We start from the raw sequence: 18,031 nt of genomic DNA, 5'->3' as shown, positions 1-18,031 counted from the left end.
ATAGCCTTAATAATTCAATAAATGTTTTTGTTATTTTATTTCCGAAACAATGAATAATTTGTACCTTTGTCTTGTAAAAAAATTAAATCGAAATGGCAGAAACAGTACAACATAGAGAACCAAAAAAGACTGATAATAACGCAAATCAAACTCATTATTACAAGACTTTAACAATAGCTATCGTTTTGGGTCTTATAGGAGTATTCATTAGATTTGTACCAGATGTTTGCACAAACTTTGATCAACATGTATCGATGTTTTCAGCAATAGCTAACATTAGCCTTGTAGTAGCATCTCTTATCGCTTTTAGAACAGTTTTTGGAATTTTAGGATTCGGAAAAAATAAATAAGTCTTTATAAAAATATAGTAAACGTCAATTCGAAAGAATTGACGTTTTTTTTACGCTGTTTTTCTTCGAATTGCCTTGGTACGGTTCCATCTAGATGACAGGTAACCCCCTTTTGGAGGTTAAGATATAACAAAGCATAGGGTTAAAAGTTTTAAATATTTACTTACCCGCGCCAAGATAAAATGTCGAAAAAAAAATACGCTGTTTCCCGTAAGAGAAACAGCGTATTTTTTTATAGTACGAATAGCAATTAATTATGCAAATAATGACCAAGTTCCCCAAGGAATACGTGCTAAGATTAAGATTAATCCAAGAATGTAAAAAATCAAAACAGTTTTGTTAGCTTGTTTGGCATCAGTCAATTTTTTAGCTTTTATATAACCAATAGAAATTAACACAATCGCGATAATCATCGTAAGCGGATGCTCGATAATTTTAAAACGCATCGTAGGGTCTTTCATAATAGAACCTGAGATCATGGATGGGTATTTTAATACGAAGAATAAAATCAATCCAATTAATAATTGCAAGTGAGAGGCGATAAAACCTAACAGCGCAATTTTTCTATTATACGGTTTGTTACCTGAGAAGTTTACAAAGGTAATGATGATTGAAACAATCAGAGCTAACAATAAGATAATTGCTAATGTCGAGTGTAAGTGTAACATAATTTCTTCTTTAATTAATTCTTTGAATACAAAAGTATAAAATAACTAACGCTTTTCGCCTATTTCTTTAAATTCAGATTTTTCTTTCCATTTCGGGAAAGTCGCTTCTTGACTTAAGGTATAACCAATATCAAAAAATAATCGAATATCGGCTAACATGCCTTCAAAATTCCACTCCGGAATCACTTCATCGTTGACAGCATGATAACGGCCTTCCAACGCTTTTTTTCGTTTTTCAATAATGGACAGATCTTTTTCTAGATAATCGTTTCCACTACCCGCATAAAATGCAGGAACGCCAACCTTCGCAAAATTGAAATGATCAGAACGATAGAAGCCTCCAGATCCAGGATTGCCTTCTGATTTCGTATAGCGGTCAAATTTGAGAGCAGAACGTTCGGCATAGTCATCCATATCCGATTGCCCTTTCCCAACAATAGATACATCTTTGGTAGCACCCGCAGCACTGAAGGCATCCATATTGATATTAGCAACTGTTTTATTTAAAGGGTAAATCGGATTTCTAACATAATAATCCGATCCCAGTAATCCGTCTTCTTCCGAAGTCACGGCAAGAAATACAATGGAACGTTCGGGAGCTTTTTTAGCGGCTTTAAAAGCTTTAGCAATCTCAAATAGTGCCGCTACCCCAGCAGCATTATCAATGGCACCATTATATATTGAGTCTCCATTTACTGCTTCGCCAATGCCGAGATGATCCCAATGTGCGGTGTAGATAATATTTTCATCTTTACGACTTTTACCTTCGAGTCTGGCGATGACATTATTTGACTTTGATCTTTTTATTTTATTGCTGACCTCAAAATTTGTTGTTATTCCCAAAGGAACTGCTTTGAAGCCTTTTTTCTTCGCTTTTTCCATTAGTGAGTCATCATAACCTGCTAGTTTAAAAAGCTTGGATGTACTTTCTGTCGATAACCATCCTTCCACTTGTGCATATTTATGAGGGTCGCTCACATTATCTAAGTCCATCTGTGGCGCATTTCCCCAGCCTGTACGGATCACATTCCAACCGTAACTAGCTGCCTTTGTCTGATGGATTATCATAACGCCTGCGGCACCTTGACGTGCTGCTTCTTCATATTTGTATGTCCATCTTCCATAATAGGTCATTGTATCGCCTTTAAATAAAGACTTATCATAATGTCCGGGATCATTGACCATGACAACGACAGTCTTTCCCTTTACATCAAGATCTTGATAATCATTCCACTGATATTCCGGAGCAACGATACCAAACCCTACAAAAACGAGCTCTGTATTTTTCAGTTCCACATGATCCTGTAGACGACGGCTTGTTACCACATAATCTGTAAGATTATTTAGTGTGAGCTCGTCTCGCGAAGATTTTAAAGATAGGCTTACATTGGGAGTGGAGGTAATCTCTACCATCGGAACTTCCTGAAAGTAACTGTTGCCATTACCTGGTTTTAGTCCTAGTGCTTTAAACTGAGCCGCGATATAGTTGGTCGCCAAAGTATCCCCCTTTGTAAAGGGTTTTCTACCCATAAATTCATCCGATGAAAGTTTGAGGATGGTGCTCTTATAGCTTTTTTCAGTGATGCTGCTGAGAGCTTTTTGATCGAGGGTATTTTGCTTCGTTTGCGCTGATACAAGATGCGGCATACCCATGCATGCTATACCTAACGCTATGTATTTAAATTGTTTTTTCATGTTGATGTGTTGTTTCAATAGGATAAATCTCCGCAATAGGATGGAAAAGATAAATTTTGTTACTGCTCAATTCTACGCATTTGTAGCGCTTTCTCACTTTTTCCTGCTTTTGAAATACCCGGCCATTCTGTAATTTGAAATGACTTTTTTCAGGTAACATTTCAACAGTTAATACCTGATCGGCATGTTTGTCAAATTTTTTAAGGGTACGAAAAAGATGAAGATCAGTACAACTGGATGCTGCCGGATTTGCTAAATATTGCGCTACAGCCGTGGCAATTTCAGCAGGAAAAATCTGAAGCCCTAAAAATGGATTCATTAAATTTTGAAAATTAGACTTCCATTCACTACCATGCGGCTTCACAGCATGTTTATGCTGTTGCCAAGTCTGCAGATGTGCAAACTCATGAATGGTGGTGATCAAGAAGGAATAGGGGTTGAGATCATGATTCACCGAAATGCGATGGCCAGCAGTACGAAAAGGTGCACGATAATCACCAAGTTTTGTACTTCGGGATTTAGATATTTTGAATAAACAGCCCGTATCATTGATCCATCTGGAGATAATGGGAGCAGCCTCTTCGGGCATAAATCTTTTCAATGTAGCACTATAATCCTGCATAACACAAACATAACTTTTTTTATTATTATAGCACTTATGCAAAAAGAAATTAAAAAATAAAAGCCGCACTATCACTAGTGCGGCTTAAAAAGAATACTTTAATAAATGTTTACCTGTTTATCTTTTGGATATTTTAAACTATAGCCAAATCGGATTTTTTTACTAGCGCCAGCAGGTACTGTGACATTCCATTTCAGTATACCGGTCTCTTTTGTTAATTCGGCACCGTCATGGTCATCGACTGTGATTTCCATCGATTTGTCTGTCGAAATTGGTATCTGGTCCTGCAGGTTGATGGTTACACTGCTCTTCTTATTATTTTTTATGGTGATCTCATACACCAAGCTTTGTTTTTTGCTTCCGCCCAATATCTTGGTTTGAGATAGATCATTCACCTTGTCACGCTTTATGCTGATCATCTTGTCTCTCCCCATGCTCATTTTGAGCGTATCGGTAGAAATATTTGGATCAATAAAGGTCTTGCCAACCAGCATATTTTCAAACATGACATTTGCAATTCCGGGCATCAGATTTAGTTTTTCGTAATCTGTTAATTCCGCCATTAGATAAACGCTAGGATCTAAGCGAGGTATCGCTACATAATTGTAATTTGCCGGATGTTTGTATTCTTTTAACGATACACTATGTGGCTTGCCGTTGGATGCAATATCGTATAGGATAGTAATATCAAATGTCGTATTCAGCTGATTTTCGTTTTGCTGTGTATAAGCATTGATACCATTTGTTCCCCGAATGCGGATATTTTTTTTGTCACTTATGGTAACGACTTCATCAAGCACAAGGCCTGAAGCCTTATTTTGCAAAGCTTGAGGAAACGTGGGTTGATTATAATACAGTTGCCAAGGAACTAGCGTTGGCGCTATTCCGTATTGAGACGGAGCACCTGTTGACAAGGTCAGATGAACCTGTTTCCAGTCGATCCCGGTTTCTTGCGTGACATTCGCTTTGTAAATGATTTCCAACGGTGCAGTAGTACTAGCGGATCGTAGATCATATGATGCATTCCAGGATGCCTGTGAAGATGTGTACGTAATGTCGAAAGGTTGATTTCCAGCTTGGTTATTGATAACCTGAACAATCAGTTGTCCCCCTGAACCTGTTGTTTGTCCCTGTACCTCTTCTAGCTGGACTTTTGCTCTGTTAACGACATCTTGCTGGCTAACGATTTTATCTTCTAATATCGTAATATTACTTTTCACCTCCAGGTATTTAGTCTTATAATAATCGGCCATTTTAGCAAGTTCAGCAACAGTGGTACTACCATTTGTTCCAGCTATTTTTTGATTGTTTTCCAGTAGTTTTAAGATACTTTCTTCCGTTGCCTTTTGATTTTCAAAAGCTTTTAAAGCGTTAGCCTCCTTTTTGTATAAATTCTCTGCTTGTACAAATGCATCACTTTTGACATCCGCTCCAATATAATTGACGGCTGACCGTACGGACATCACCGTTACGTTAGGAGAGCTTCCGATCTGAATACTGTTTTCATCGATGCCATTTGCAACATGTGTAAATACAAGTTCACTAGTTCCTGCGGGCAGGTTTACGTTAGCATGATGATTCAGTTCAGCCGCATTGGTATACAGCATAACCTCTTTTAAATCCGTCTTAATAATTTTGGGGCTCTGTGCAAATAAACTGCCACTGATGATGATGCTACCAATTGTTAATGAAATCTTTGTTATCTCCATCTTGTTCATTTAGTAATTTATATAAAGATGCGGTAATTAGTTTTATTTCATAAAAATAATTTGGCGCAGGAATAATGTTGCCTCCTGTACCTGGAATAATAGATTGGGAACTGCTAGTATGGATACAATATGCTAGAGATGAATTTTGTTTTAAAAGAAAGAGTAGGTATTTAATAAAAGGCTGCTTATCAGTAGGTAAACGGTGGTTTAAGAAATTGTAATTTTAGTTTTAATAAACAAAGTTTATGTTTGCTAAACAAAAGATATTTTCTAACTTTAGTTTTACCAATGTAATGGGACCGAATTGTTCTGGTGATGCAGTGAGTGAAATTCTGTAAAAAAATATAATATATAATACCATGAAAATAAGAGTATTAATAGTAGCATTGTTTATACTGGTTTACGTTAATGTAAACGCACAAAGGGTAGTTATAATTGGCCTTGATGGTTTTAGTACTGAAGGGTTCAACGGTTCTAAACACCCTGATATTGATCGGTTATTTGAAAAAGGACTGATTACGTTGACAAATAGGCCCGTAATGCCATCGATCACATTGCCCAATTGGACAAGTCATTTAACGGGACAGGGGCCGGAAGAACACGGTATAACAGCCAACAACTGGACAATGGAAAACCATACCTTAAAAGCCATAGAAACAGATGAGCAGGGATATAGTCCGTCTATCTTCAAGGTATTAAAAGATAAAAAAAACAATGCAAAAACAGCATTTTACTACAACTGGGCCGAATTAATCAATCCAATTAACAAAAAATATTTAGATGAGGTCTCCTTTGAGGAAGGCGACAGGTATAAAGATAATTATGCAAAGGCATTGAAATTTATAGAGAAAAATAAAAATGATCCTACTTTAGTCTTTTTGTATAGTGTGCATACAGACCATGCAGGACATGAATATGGATGGATGTCGCCGCAGTATATTACAGCAATTGAAGAGGTGGATGTAGAAATCGGTAATTTCATTAATAAGCTTAAAGAACAAAAGCTTTACGATGATACCTACTTTTTGTTTATTACAGATCACGGCGGTATAAAAAAAGGTCATGGTGGCGTGACTATGAATGAAATGCAGATTCCATTGGCGATTACCGGTCCAAAAATTAAAAATCTAGGGCTTACTGATCAGTTTTTTAATAGTAATAAAAATACCTCTTTGGTACTCGCTAAGCTATTTGGCTTGAAGAATATTCCAAAATCCTGGACGGGAATTGCGCCAACTGTGATTTTTAAATAACGATATTTTTCTGCTCCCGCTAGGCAGAGATCTGAAAGACAGGTATACGAAAATTTATCGTGCCTGTCTTTTTTTATTCAAATGCTTTTACTTATGATACTTGCCGAAGTGTTCTTTTCCCTTTTGTGCTAATACAAATTAACGCGCGCACTTCGTATACATTCGCTTATTTATCTTGTCTCCCTTACATATATTTTTGTACAGCTAGATGGTTATATAGGTTTGTTTTTCTTCCACATACCGCTTATTTATACTAATATAAATAGATTTTTAGCTATTTATATTAGTAAATTATCATTTATTGTTTTATCTTAGTGCTGGAAATTTTTATAGTTAGCTCGTTTTCAGTTAGCTTATAAAAAGATAATATTTATTATCTTTCCGATATTAAATAATTCTTGATGGTAACGGAGAGAGCGATATATTCGTTTAAATTTGATAGCGTTCAAGATTAATCTCATATAAATTAAGTCAAAAAATAGACACATAAAAAATATGCTAGCGAGATTAGATATTAAGAATTACGCATTGATTGACGAATTATCAATTCAATTTGATAAAGGATTGAATATCATCACAGGTGAAACCGGTGCGGGTAAGTCAATTATCATGGGTGCGCTATCCCTTATTTTAGGAAGTAGGGTAGAAGGAAAATATTTTTTTAATCAAAATAAGAAATGCAGCATTGAAGGTTTTTTTCAAATTGAAGCATACGATCTGAAAGGTTTTTTTCAGGAACATGATCTGGATTATGAAAATGAAACCATTATTCGTCGTGAAATTAGTGTAGATGGTAAGTCGCGTGCTTTTGTGAACGATTCACCAGTTACCTTAGCTATCCTTAAAAGTTTAGGTGAAAAGTTGATTGATATTCATTCACAGCATGCCACCTTGCAGATCAATACGGAAGAATTTCAGTTTTTGGTCGTGGATAATGTCGCAAAGTCCACTGCTTTAAAAGCGGGTTACCTAACCTCATTTTTAAGGTATAAAAAAGTTAAAAACGAATTAAGAAAGATAAAGGAACAAGCCAAGCAAGCTCATATTGAAGCAGATTTTAATCAATTTCAGTTTGATGAGCTTCATCAAGCATCTCTAACTGCAGATGAGCAGGTAAATTTGGAGGCCGAGCAGCAACAACTTGAGAATGCAGAAGAGATAAAAAGAGGTTTACTTGGTGCCGTACATATCTTAGAGGAGCAGGAACAGAACGTAATCTTACAGGTGAAAGAATCTTTAGGTCAGTTAGAGTCTGTCGCTTCTTATCTTACAGCTTTGCCCGATCTGGTCAATCGACTTCGGAGTGTCTGGATAGAGGCTAAGGACATTGCTACAGAAATTGGTTATCTGGAGCAGGGAACAAATTTGGATCAGGACAAATTATTGTTGATCAATGAACGTCTGAGTTTGATTTATAACCTTCAAAAGAAGCATCATGTCGATACAGTTGAAGACTTAATAGCAATCAAAGATGCTTTAGAACAAAAACTACTGGATGTTAATAGTCAGGATGAGCGAATTATTGCATTAGAGAAAGAGTTGACCGAGACTTATCAGCAGGCTTTAGAAAAAGGAAAAGCATTAACAGAGCTTCGGAAAAAAGCTTTACCTCAAATTGAAAAACATGTCGTTTCTATCTTAGCGGAAGTAGGCATGCCCAATGCCAAACTGGAAGTCAGGCTGGAGGATTTAGCGGAAAATGAACTGAAAGAAAATGGAATGAACAGTATCCAATTTCTATTTTCGGCAAATAAAGGACAGGAATTACAGACAATTCATAAGGTTGCTTCAGGTGGAGAGTTATCGCGTGTCATGCTCGCGATTAAATCTTTGATTGCAAAGAGTTCAGCATTACCGACGATTATTTTTGATGAAATTGATACTGGTATTTCTGGTGAAGTAGCATTGAAAGTTGGGGAGATCATGGAACGCTTGGCCGGAGATATGCAGGTTATTGCGATTTCGCATTTACCTCAGATCGCATCAAAAGGAAGATCTCATTTTAAAGTCTACAAAATTGATGAAGGTGATAAAACAAAATCTAATATTGTGCTTTTAAATCAAGAAGAGCGTATCAAAGAAATCGCTCAGATGTTGAGTGGAATAAAACCTACCTCTGCAGCACTAGCGCATGCTAAGGCCTTGTTAAATATTGTTGATTAGTACGTGTAAGTAATAAAAATCATCTGATTAATTATAGTGATCTAGCATGTTCAAGATAGATAAAGAGCTAACAACATGATCCCTGATAGATTACTTGAATTTTGAACTTCTATAAGTTTTTGGCTTCTCAGCTTATGCAAAGGTCTTGCATAGGCTGAGATCGCTCATAAAATATATGATGATATATTAAACATGTTGATCAATTAATTATTTCTATCCTCTTTCAATTTTTTCACCTCACTGGCAAGATCTAAAACTGCCTTACTTAATGCTGCAATAGATTGTGTTTTGATGCGGTCTTCCTCAATGAATTTTTCCAGTAGTGCCAATAATTTGTCGGAACCATCAGAATTGAAGGTGGGTTGGGTATGCTGACTAGAATTAGTAGATTGGTCGTTGAAGGTGTGGGAATGTTGTATATTATAGATAACATTTTCGTCTTTAAACGATTTGACGAAATCTGGTGTTACCCCAAGTGCATCTGCCAATTCTTTTAAAAGAGGTTCGTCAAAAGCAACCATGTTTTCAAAATCAGAAATACGTTGTTGAGAGTATTTGCTTTTGCATAATAGCCCTAGAGCTTCTTGTTTAATTCCTTGAATTTCTCTTATCCGTTTTATATTGTGACCGATGTGCATGGTTTCTTTTTTTTCTTCAAAAATAGTGTTCATATGCTATGATTTTATGGATCGGTACTTTACCGGTAAATCGGTAGGATACCATGTATTAATATGGTTGACAAAGTATAAATTTGATTTAAAATTACGAAAGTTTGTTGGTAAAGACAAAATGTAATGTGTTCCTCTGCAAGAGGAATTATAAACCAAGAATAAACTTCTTAGTTCTTTGACATATTGGTATTGACTGGAATAGTTAGTGGGTTAGGAGCCACTATGTGATTCGTTAAAGGGTGAGAAAGTTAACTTCTCGCTCACAATAAAATAATTGAGGCTGCTTGTGACGCCGTAGAGTGAGGGTTTTTAGCACTCACTGAATACCGAAAATAACAGTTTTGTTATTGACCATAATTTGAAAGGTATATATAACACTAAGGCTGTTCGCATGTTATGTGAAAAGGTTGTTACTGTCTACAATTTGAAAGATATATACAACAAGATCTAATAACTGTTGTAAAGTGCAGTTGTTTTTACTGACTACAAATTGAAAGGTATTTATAACCGTGATGCCGATATATAACACTCTGATTTTGTTGTTACTAACCGAAATTTAAAAAAAGCGTTTGAAAATAGTTAGAATTTAAAGGGTTAGAAGGTTAATTTCTAGTTCACCACATAAAATAATTGAGGCTTCTTGTGACGCCGTAGGGTGAGGGTTTTGCCACTCACTGAATACTGAAGATAGTATGTTTTGTTTCTGATTACAAGTTGGAAAAGGTATATACAACCCCAGTAGATTTCATACTTTAGATTTTCTTTTTATTACTGACTACAATTTAAAAGAGCGTTTGAAAATAGTTATAAAGTTAAGGGGTTAGAAGGTTAGTTTCTAGTTCACCATATAATATATTGAGGCTACTTGTAGCGCCGTAGGGTGAGGGTTTTTACCGCTCACTGAATAGTATTTATACACAATGGGAAGGTTTTCCTATTGATATAAATTTACACAACTTAGTCTCTGTGGAAAAATAAAGCATATGCAAAACAAAAGTGATTAGGATTTATGTAATTAAATATGTTTTAGGATTGGCTTGTTTACGAACTTGAAGTATACTCAATCCTAGGAGTAACTCGAGGCATTAAAATAGGTTGTTCTATCTTAGGTAGTGGAATATATAAGCAACTTTACTGTAGTTGTCAACCTGATTTTAGAAAATCTATATACAACTAAGGCGTCAGAACTATGTTTGTTAATGATGCGATTTACAAACTAACTGTAGCATAAAATGATTGAGGTTTACATCCGTAGAGTGAGGGTATTTGCCACTCACTGAATATTGATAATAGGATTGGTGTTACCAACCACAGGTTGGAAAGGTCTGTACGACTCAGTACTTGCAAGGTAATCTTTTGTCACTGTTGTTGCTGACCATAATTTGAAAGGTATATACAACGCCGTCTTTATATGCAATGTTTTCAAGTGCGTTGTTGCTGACCATAATTTGAAAGGTATATACAACAGGCTCATCATTTATAATCTTAAAAGATGAGTTGCTACTGACTACAATTTAAAAGAGCGTTTGAAAATAGTTAGAATTTAAAGGGTTAGAAGGTTAATTTCTAGCTCACCATAAAAATAAATGAGGCTGCTTGTGACGCCGTTGGGTGAGGACAAATGTCACTCATTAAATACTTTTGATATGCAATGGGAAGGCTTCCCTATTGATAATGAGTAGTCTAACTTATTTTTTGTGTGTAATCATGAAAGACATTTAAAAAAGGTAGAAAGTAGGATTTAATAAATTCAAAATGTAATATTTTGTGTGCTACTAGCATAAATTTTGAGGCTACTTGTAGCGCCGTAGAGTGAGGATAAATTTCACTCACTGAATACTTGTTATATGCAATGGGCGAGCTTCCCTATTGGTAATGGTTTATATACCAATTGTTTTGGGAAGGATAAAAGAAATTGGAAACAGCAAATATCGAATTTAAGTGAATTGAAAATGTAAATTTATTTCCTAATACTAACATACATTTTGAGGCTTCTTGTGACGCCGTAGGGTGAGGGCCGTTGCCACTCACTGAATACAGAAAATAGCATTGGTAGCTACTGACTATGAATTGAAGGGTATTTACAATTTATGAACAAAAAACATTTTTTAATTCTAAGTTTACTGACCATAGTAAATCTAACACAATATAACCTGACATAAGCTCTTCAAACTATTGCCAATTAGGTACTTATAATATTTATTGCTAAATTTGAGTATGACTACATTTAAAGTATCTGTTCCAGAAGACAAGACTTCTTTTTTCCTCGAAGTACTCGAACTTATCGGGGCTACATACGAGTCGAAAGAGACCAATTTCAAACTAACTGATGAACAAGAGCAGTTCCTTTTGTCTCAGAATGACGTGTCGCTCGATGATTGCCAGCCTGCTAATCTAGTTTTCGAAGAGTTAAAGGTCAAATATAGCGTATAGAATACTTCTCATTCTGATATATCCTGATAAATAAATAATTCTTGAGGCTTCTTGTGGCGCCGTAGGGTGAGGACTATAGGTCACTCTCTAAATACTTATTTATTACAACTAGCCAGCGTAGAATGCATTAGTTATGCATGGATGGGTCTTGCTGTTGACATAATTTCATTACACAATGGGCTGCTGTAATCCCGAAATTTAGATACACAATGCTAGTCACCCTCAGGTCACTTTATTTGCAATAAAAAGAAACTACTTTACACGATTAGTACTCACACTTCGAGTTTAAATAGTAGATATACACAACAGATGGGCATTCTCTTGATATAGCCACTAATTCCCGATCAATTCCAATATGATATGAACGTTCTAAGTCGTTTTAATATACCTCAAACATGATCTCAGTTTCCAATAAAATCCGCCAGACCAGCTGAGATCTGTTGAGGTGAAGAACCAATTAATTGGCATGCTCGTATGCCTTCACTAAAACGTTGATTATGAATAAAACTTTACAAATACAGCAAGCTGAGAAATACATCTCCTTTCTCCAAAATGGAGATGAAAGAGGCTTAAATTTTTTCTACAATCGCTTTTACGGATATCTTTTTGCAAGTACATTTCGGGCAACAAAAGATGATTGTGCGGCAGAAAGTATAGCACAGGAAGCTTTATTGCGACTATGGCTGTACCGAAAACAGGTTAAGGATATAGACGATACTTTAACCTTTTTAAAGGCTCAGGTTAAATCGGCTATTCATGCATTCTACAACACTACGCGAGATAGATTTCACAGAAACCTGTTACGACTCGATGGCATTGAAAACTATCAAGAGTTTCTAATGGGTTATGAAATGGAAGAAGAGGAAGAAATGGATTTGATCTATATGGAGAAACTTGAGGAAGAAAAGCAAGAGCGATTGGATAAGCTCAACAAACTACTGCCAAGCCTTAACAATCAACAGCAGCTATTCATCAAACTTTGTTTAAAATATAGCTTTAACTATGAACGCATTGCCTATTATTTGGGAGGCATATCTGACTATGAAGTCAGCTTGCAGGTTGAAAAAACGATTGATACACTACGTTCTGTATTCAATAGTTCGCAGCAAATGGAACTCCTAAATAAACCATCTAAAATTGTGTTGCAAGGTGAATTCAATGATCAACAGGCCGAAATCTTTCATATGCGCTATGAACTTCAATTTTCTTTTGAGCAAATTTCGGAAGCCCTAAAATTGAACCCATCCCTGGTCAAACAACTGTTCGTGCAGGCTCATGCTAAGATAAAAACTGCAAAGAAAACAGCTTAATAAAATATATCGCTATGGAAAAAGATACTCTAATTTTAACCCGAAAAGTTCAGATTTATTTGGACTGTGATGATAAAGAGCAACGGGCTGAATATTATAAAAAATTATTCGAATGGCAAGACATTGTATACCGTGGATCAAATATGGTGATGACGCACCAATACATCCAAGAGCAGATAAAAGATTTTATTTATTTACGCGATGAGGTCAAGGTGAAGCTTGCGGATTTTGATAAAGACCCAGAAGGTATATTCACATCGTCTAAGATGAATACTACCTATCGAATATTGGCTCTATATTTTAAAGGTAAATTACCATCGAATATTCTCTCGGCAATGAATATGACGTTGAACAGAGCTTTTAGTAGTGACCGCGTGGCTTATTGGAAAGGTGAAAAATCTTTAAGGAATTATAAAAAGGACATGCCAATTCCCTTCGGTGGAAATCAGGTGAAACTTAGTAATGATGAGAAAGGGTGGGATTTTAAATTGCAGCTTTTCAAAATTCCTTTCCGCACGTATCTAGGTAAAGACCGATCAGACAAAAGGGTTTTACTACAACGAGCACTGGTGGGACATATCAAAATATGTACAAGTTCAATCCAGATCGTGAAAGGGAAAATATTTCTGTTGCTTGCTTTGGAATTACCGAAAAAGCAACACGAACTAAAAGATCATATCATTGCTGAAGCATCCTTGTCTGTCGAGCATCCGATTACCGTTTCTATTGATAAGGATAGTTATCAAATCGGAAACAAAGAAGAATTCCTATACCGTCGGATGGCTATTCAGGCTGCTAGGCAACGATTGCAAAAGGCTGCAACATTCAATAGGGGTGGTCATGGTCGTAAGAAAAAAATGAAAAGTTTGGAGCAGTATAACGAAAAGGAGAAGCAGTATGTAGATAGTCGTCTCCATCTATATAGTCGAAGGCTGATTGATATATGTGTGAAATCTGAAGCAGGAACATTATTATTAGTCAATCAGACGACCAAAGAAGAGTTTGCTAAAGAGGATGAATTTCTATTACGAAACTGGAGCTATTATGGTTTGATTGAAAAGATTAAATACAAAGCCAATATGGCTGGTATAAATGTTATTGTAGAATAATTTTTTTTGGATAGCAGATCGAAGTAAATTAAATTTGGTGTAGATATCTAATCGGAAAAAGGTTTAAATCATAGAAACGTAACAAATACTTATTAATAAAAGTAAAGCATGGATAAATTATTTTTTGTAATCTTCAACAGTTATTATAAAGACAATCAATTCAAAAATGATAACCCGCCGCTGACAGTTGGAGGGTTATTCTTTGGTCTGTTCTTTGGACTTTATGTAACTTTTTACTATTGTTATATTCTGTATTTAGACATAGAGACGCGACAAGGGCCTACAGATTCAGCAGCAATTTTATTAGGTTTTTTGAGCGTATTAACGACGTATTTTGTTTTTTTTGGGAATAGACGCTACATGACCATCTATGAAAAGTATAAGGATGACATTGCGTTAAGAAGCAAAACAACAAAATTTTTTTGTTTCTTTTTAGTGTTCTTTCTTATACTTTCCAGTCTATTTTTAATTGCTATTCGGAATAAGCTTGTCTTTGGTAACTGGATATAATCAGAAAGTATATTTAAATATGAAATATACTAATTTTTGAAAGTCCGTTCTGTTTACTAATATTTTGATTGTTTTTAAAGATTGCATAATCACAATGTTATTTAGTAAGAACATTGAGAGGGATAGAATACTAAACTTTATCAAAGTAATTTCGAAAATAAGCTAAATTATTTATGAATGAAGCTTTTTCTAAAGAAACACTAGTACGGTTATTGGAGGGTGAAATATAATAATTTTGAATAATTTTTTATAAGAAATGCTCTTTTAAACAGAGCATTTCTTATAAAAAATCAACTTTTACTCTACATAATCAGCTTGTGTTAAGGTCACCTTAACGAAAACGTGAGTTGGAACTTCAATAATTGTTCCATTTTCGAATATTGGATCTTGAGCATATATTCTAATAGAACCTGTTGTATAATCATAGTTATATGATACGCCATCTATTGTTGCGGGTATAGCATTGTATGTTTTTTCATTATCAAAGCTCATTGCTAATGTTATCACACCTTGATCAACATAATAATTACTAAGTTCAGGAACTCCTAAATCAACATACTTACTTTTTGTAATGTTGCCACTAGACTGCCATTGATTTGCAGACCGTTCATAAACCATTGTTTTTGAAACAGGTGTCACATACTCTTTAGTGCAAGAACTAAGTGAAGTTAAGGTTGCACCACCTATTAATAAGGCTAATAAAATTCTTTTCATATCTGTAGTTTTTTTGTTCCTTAATTTGTAAGACTGTTTGTAACTAAAATAGTTTAACAATCTTTTAACACTTCTAACAAAAAATGCACCATTTCTGGTGCATTTTCTTAAATAAATCAAATTCTATTAATCTTCTTTTTTATCTGCTGGCTCAATCGGTCTTTCAGAACGATCAGCAGTGACTTCAATTTCTTTAGTTTCAGCGTTTAAATCAACTTTTAAACGATCGCCGGCTTTGACATCACCTTTTAAGATTTCTTCAGCGATTGGATCTTCTAAATATTTCTGAATTGCTCGTTTTAATGGACGGGCTCCAAAATTAGTGTCGTATCCTTTCTCTGCGATAAACTCTTTTGCTGTTTCAGTCAAATCTATTGTGTAACCTAAATCTGTGATTCTACCGAATAGAGATCTCAACTCAATATCAATGATTTTGAAGATATTCTCTTTCGATAACGAATTGAAAACAATCACATCGTCGATACGGTTCAAGAATTCAGGAGCAAAAGCACGTTTCAATGCTGTTTCGATAACAGTTCTTGAATGTGAATCTGCTTGTGTTGTTTTTGCCGCAGTGGTAAAACCAACACCTTGACCAAATTCTTTCAATTGACGTGCTCCGATATTAGAAGTCATGATGATGATGGTATTTCTGAAATCAACTTTACGACCTAAACTATCTGTCAATTGCCCTTCGTCCAACACTTGTAATAACAAGTTGAAAACATCCGGATGTGCTTTTTCAATCTCATCCAATAAGACTACAGCATAAGGTTTGCGACGAACTTTTTCTGTTAACTGTCCACCTTCTTCATAACCAACATATCCTGGAGGCGCTCCCACTAAACGTGATATCGCAAATTTCTCCATATACTCACTCATGTCAATCTGAATTAATGCATCTTCAGAATCAAACATAAAGCGTGCTAACTCTTTTGCCAACTCAGTTTTACCAACACCGGTAGGGCCTAAGAAGATGAATGAACCAATTGGTTTCTTCGGATCTTTAAGACCTGCACGTGTCCGTTGAATAGCTTTCACTAATTTCTGAACAGCATCATCCTGACCGATGATTCTATTTTTCATCAGATCACCCATGTTCAACAGTTTTTGACTGTCTGTCTGGCTAACGCGCTGTACAGGAATCCCTGTCATCATCGAAACAACTTCTGCAACATTATCTTCAGTTACGACATAACGTTTTGCTTTCGTTTCCTCTTCCCATGCTAATTTTTCACGGTCAAGTTCCTCTAACAGTTTTTTCTCAGTATCACGTAGTTTTGCAGCTTCTTCATATTTTTGACTGCGAACAACACGATTTTTCTCCAATTTGATCTCTTCGATTTTCTCTTCGATATCAATGATCGATTGTGGAACATGTATGTTTGTTAAATGCACACGTGAACCAGCTTCATCTAGCGCATCGATTGCTTTATCGGGTAAGAAACGATCGGTAATATAACGAGTCGTTAAACTTACGCAAGCTTCGATAGCTTCAGGAGTGTAGTTGACATTATGGTGTTCTTCGTATTTCTCTTTAATACGATTTAAAATCTCAATAGTCTCATCACGAGTTGCAGGTTCAATGGTGACGCGTTGAAAACGACGATCCAAAGCTCCATCTTTCTCGATGTACTGACGGTACTCATCTAATGTAGTAGCACCGATACATTGAATCTCACCTCTTGCTAAAGCAGGTTTGAACATGTTGGATGCGTCTAATGAACCCGAAGCTCCACCAGCACCTACAATGGTATGAATTTCATCAATGAATAAAATCACATCTGGAGATTTCTCCAATTCGTTCATCACAGCTTTCATACGCTCTTCAAATTGGCCACGGTATTTTGTACCAGCCACTAAAGATGCGAGATCAAGCGTAACGACGCGTTTGTTAAACAGTACACGTGATACTTTACGTTGTACAATACGTAATGCTAATCCTTCTGCAATGGCAGATTTACCAACACCCGGCTCTCCGATTAACAAAGGATTGTTTTTCTTACGACGTGATAAAATCTGAGAAACACGCTCAATTTCTTTTTCACGACCTACAATAGGATCAAGACGACCTTCTTCCGCAGCTTTTGTTAAATCGCGACCAAAGTTATCCAAAACCGGAGTTTTAGATTTAATGTCAGAAACCTTCTTAGGTTGGATGAATTGCTCTTCTTCAGGATAATCGTCATCACCAGTGGACGAACCTGGAGCTTCATCTCGGATAGTTGTTTTATTTTGTTCTACTTCCGCTTTGAAGATATCATAACTCACTTGATATTGTTGTAGTATTTGAGAAGCGATATTATCCTCATCTCTCAAAATAGCTAATAACAAATGCTCTGTTCCTATGATTTCACTTTTAAAAATTTTAGCTTCTAAATATGTGATTTTAAGTACTTTTTCTGCTTGTTTAGTAAGTGGCATATTGCCAATTGGAGCGCGAGATACAGCTGAGCTTTTCACGGCCTCCTCTACAGACTGACGTAAAGCCGCAGTGTCAATTCCGATATTTTTCAAAATCTTAATTGCCATGCCATCACCTTCACGAATCAAACCTAACAACAAGTGTTCTGTGCCAATATAATCGTGACGCAACCTCAAAGCCTCTTCTCTACTGTACGATATGACATCTTTTACGCGCGGTGAAAATTTTGCTTCCATGTAATTTACCTTTCTTTTAATGACCAAGAATGATATAAATGTAATAAATTTACTTTATCAATCCTTAATATTTTAGTAATATTTATCAACAATTAAGCCATGCTATTAAATCGATCAAAATGTCAGTATAAAAGTTTACATTTGTGTGTATTTATTGTCCAAA

The 18,031-nt window shown here is 35.6% G+C and carries 14 protein-coding genes; 7 read left to right on the top strand and 7 right to left on the bottom strand.

Annotated elements, in window-relative coordinates; genetic code table 11:
- The first annotated feature begins 92 nt into the window (after positions 1 to 92).
- Complete coding sequence (locus tag FHR29_RS15700) at positions 93 to 350, top strand: hypothetical protein (RefSeq protein ID WP_021187767.1); 258 nt, start codon at positions 93 to 95, stop codon at positions 348 to 350.
- Between the two features lie 254 nt (positions 351 to 604).
- On the opposite strand, the gene FHR29_RS15695 is transcribed toward FHR29_RS15700, so the two are convergent.
- The 4 genes from FHR29_RS15695 to FHR29_RS15680 form a co-directional block, all read right to left on the bottom strand.
- Positions 605 to 1,018: a hypothetical protein gene (locus tag FHR29_RS15695; protein WP_021187768.1), complete on the bottom strand. Its 414-nt coding sequence runs from the start codon at positions 1,016 to 1,018 to the stop codon at positions 605 to 607.
- A 45-nt stretch (positions 1,019 to 1,063) separates the two neighbouring features.
- The gene (locus FHR29_RS15690; RefSeq protein WP_183915667.1) at positions 1,064 to 2,713 is read right to left on the bottom strand and encodes a M28 family metallopeptidase; all 1,650 of its coding nucleotides are present in this window, start codon (positions 2,711 to 2,713) and stop codon (positions 1,064 to 1,066) included.
- On the bottom strand, positions 2,697 to 3,335 hold the full coding sequence (locus tag FHR29_RS15685; protein WP_183915665.1) for a SprT-like domain-containing protein: 639 nt from the start codon (positions 3,333 to 3,335) through the stop codon (positions 2,697 to 2,699). The genes FHR29_RS15690 and FHR29_RS15685 overlap by 17 nt, the downstream gene beginning before the upstream one ends.
- A gap of 98 nt (positions 3,336 to 3,433) precedes the next feature.
- Positions 3,434 to 5,044 (bottom strand): DUF4139 domain-containing protein, encoded by a 1,611-nt coding sequence (locus FHR29_RS15680; protein ID WP_183915664.1) that lies wholly within the window; start codon positions 5,042 to 5,044, stop codon positions 3,434 to 3,436.
- A gap of 359 nt (positions 5,045 to 5,403) precedes the next feature.
- Here FHR29_RS15680 and FHR29_RS15675 point away from each other — a divergent pair, with 359 nt between their 5' ends.
- Positions 5,404 to 6,297: an alkaline phosphatase family protein gene (locus FHR29_RS15675; protein ID WP_183915661.1), complete on the top strand. Its 894-nt coding sequence runs from the start codon at positions 5,404 to 5,406 to the stop codon at positions 6,295 to 6,297.
- Positions 6,298 to 6,792: 495 nt separating this feature from the next.
- Entirely contained in the window at positions 6,793 to 8,460 is a 1,668-nt protein-coding gene (recN, locus tag FHR29_RS15670) for a DNA repair protein RecN (protein WP_132845923.1), read from the top strand.
- Positions 8,461 to 8,663: 203 nt separating this feature from the next.
- Here the strand turns inward: recN and FHR29_RS15665 are convergent, their stop codons facing one another.
- Positions 8,664 to 9,131: a helix-turn-helix domain-containing protein gene (locus FHR29_RS15665; protein ID WP_183915660.1), complete on the bottom strand. Its 468-nt coding sequence runs from the start codon at positions 9,129 to 9,131 to the stop codon at positions 8,664 to 8,666.
- A 2,211-nt stretch (positions 9,132 to 11,342) separates the two neighbouring features.
- On the opposite strand from FHR29_RS15665, the gene FHR29_RS15660 reads away from it, so the two are divergent.
- The 4 genes from FHR29_RS15660 (at position 11,343) to FHR29_RS15645 (ending at position 14,493) form a co-directional block, all read left to right on the top strand.
- A complete protein-coding gene (locus tag FHR29_RS15660; protein WP_183915658.1) occupies positions 11,343 to 11,564 on the top strand; it encodes a hypothetical protein in 222 nt (73 codons plus the stop codon).
- Positions 11,565 to 12,061: 497 nt separating this feature from the next.
- Complete coding sequence (locus FHR29_RS15655) at positions 12,062 to 12,874, top strand: hypothetical protein (RefSeq protein ID WP_183915656.1); 813 nt, start codon at positions 12,062 to 12,064, stop codon at positions 12,872 to 12,874.
- 14 nt (positions 12,875 to 12,888) lie between these two features.
- Positions 12,889 to 13,983, top strand: coding sequence for a hypothetical protein (locus FHR29_RS15650; RefSeq protein ID WP_183915654.1), 1,095 nt, complete (start codon positions 12,889 to 12,891; stop codon positions 13,981 to 13,983).
- A 108-nt stretch (positions 13,984 to 14,091) separates the two neighbouring features.
- Entirely contained in the window at positions 14,092 to 14,493 is a 402-nt protein-coding gene (locus tag FHR29_RS15645; RefSeq protein WP_021190225.1) for a hypothetical protein, read from the top strand.
- A 297-nt stretch (positions 14,494 to 14,790) separates the two neighbouring features.
- Here the strand turns inward: FHR29_RS15645 and FHR29_RS15640 are convergent, their stop codons facing one another.
- Entirely contained in the window at positions 14,791 to 15,207 is a 417-nt protein-coding gene (locus tag FHR29_RS15640) for a hypothetical protein (protein ID WP_183915652.1), read from the bottom strand.
- Positions 15,208 to 15,333: 126 nt separating this feature from the next.
- The gene (locus FHR29_RS15635; protein WP_132845910.1) at positions 15,334 to 17,868 is read right to left on the bottom strand and encodes an ATP-dependent Clp protease ATP-binding subunit; all 2,535 of its coding nucleotides are present in this window, start codon (positions 17,866 to 17,868) and stop codon (positions 15,334 to 15,336) included.
- Between the last annotated feature and the right edge of the window lie 163 nt (positions 17,869 to 18,031).

Source organism: Sphingobacterium sp. JUb56, assembly GCF_014191365.1.
GTDB lineage: Bacteria > Bacteroidota > Bacteroidia > Sphingobacteriales > Sphingobacteriaceae > Sphingobacterium > Sphingobacterium anhuiense.
The sequence above is the reverse complement of the archived record's forward strand: the minus strand, read 5'-3'. Positions and strand labels throughout refer to the sequence as shown.

What these genes read in the sequence shown, in the direction of transcription:
- FHR29_RS15700 (WP_021187767.1), top strand. Translation starts at nt 93, where the DNA reads ATGGCAGAAACAGTACAACATAGAGAACCAAAAAAGACTGATAATAAC.
- FHR29_RS15695 (WP_021187768.1), bottom strand. Translation starts at nt 1,018, where the DNA reads ATGTTACACTTACACTCGACATTAGCAATTATCTTATTGTTAGCTCTG.
- FHR29_RS15690 (WP_183915667.1), bottom strand. Translation starts at nt 2,713, where the DNA reads ATGAAAAAACAATTTAAATACATAGCGTTAGGTATAGCATGCATGGGT.
- FHR29_RS15685 (WP_183915665.1), bottom strand. Translation starts at nt 3,335, where the DNA reads ATGCAGGATTATAGTGCTACATTGAAAAGATTTATGCCCGAAGAGGCT.
- FHR29_RS15680 (WP_183915664.1), bottom strand. Translation starts at nt 5,044, where the DNA reads ATGGAGATAACAAAGATTTCATTAACAATTGGTAGCATCATCATCAGT.
- FHR29_RS15675 (WP_183915661.1), top strand. Translation starts at nt 5,404, where the DNA reads ATGAAAATAAGAGTATTAATAGTAGCATTGTTTATACTGGTTTACGTT.
- recN (WP_132845923.1), top strand. Translation starts at nt 6,793, where the DNA reads ATGCTAGCGAGATTAGATATTAAGAATTACGCATTGATTGACGAATTA.
- FHR29_RS15665 (WP_183915660.1), bottom strand. Translation starts at nt 9,131, where the DNA reads ATGAACACTATTTTTGAAGAAAAAAAAGAAACCATGCACATCGGTCAC.
- FHR29_RS15655 (WP_183915656.1), top strand. Translation starts at nt 12,062, where the DNA reads ATGAATAAAACTTTACAAATACAGCAAGCTGAGAAATACATCTCCTTT.
- FHR29_RS15650 (WP_183915654.1), top strand. Translation starts at nt 12,889, where the DNA reads ATGGAAAAAGATACTCTAATTTTAACCCGAAAAGTTCAGATTTATTTG.
- FHR29_RS15645 (WP_021190225.1), top strand. Translation starts at nt 14,092, where the DNA reads ATGGATAAATTATTTTTTGTAATCTTCAACAGTTATTATAAAGACAAT.
- FHR29_RS15640 (WP_183915652.1), bottom strand. Translation starts at nt 15,207, where the DNA reads ATGAAAAGAATTTTATTAGCCTTATTAATAGGTGGTGCAACCTTAACT.
- FHR29_RS15635 (WP_132845910.1), bottom strand. Translation starts at nt 17,868, where the DNA reads ATGGAAGCAAAATTTTCACCGCGCGTAAAAGATGTCATATCGTACAGT.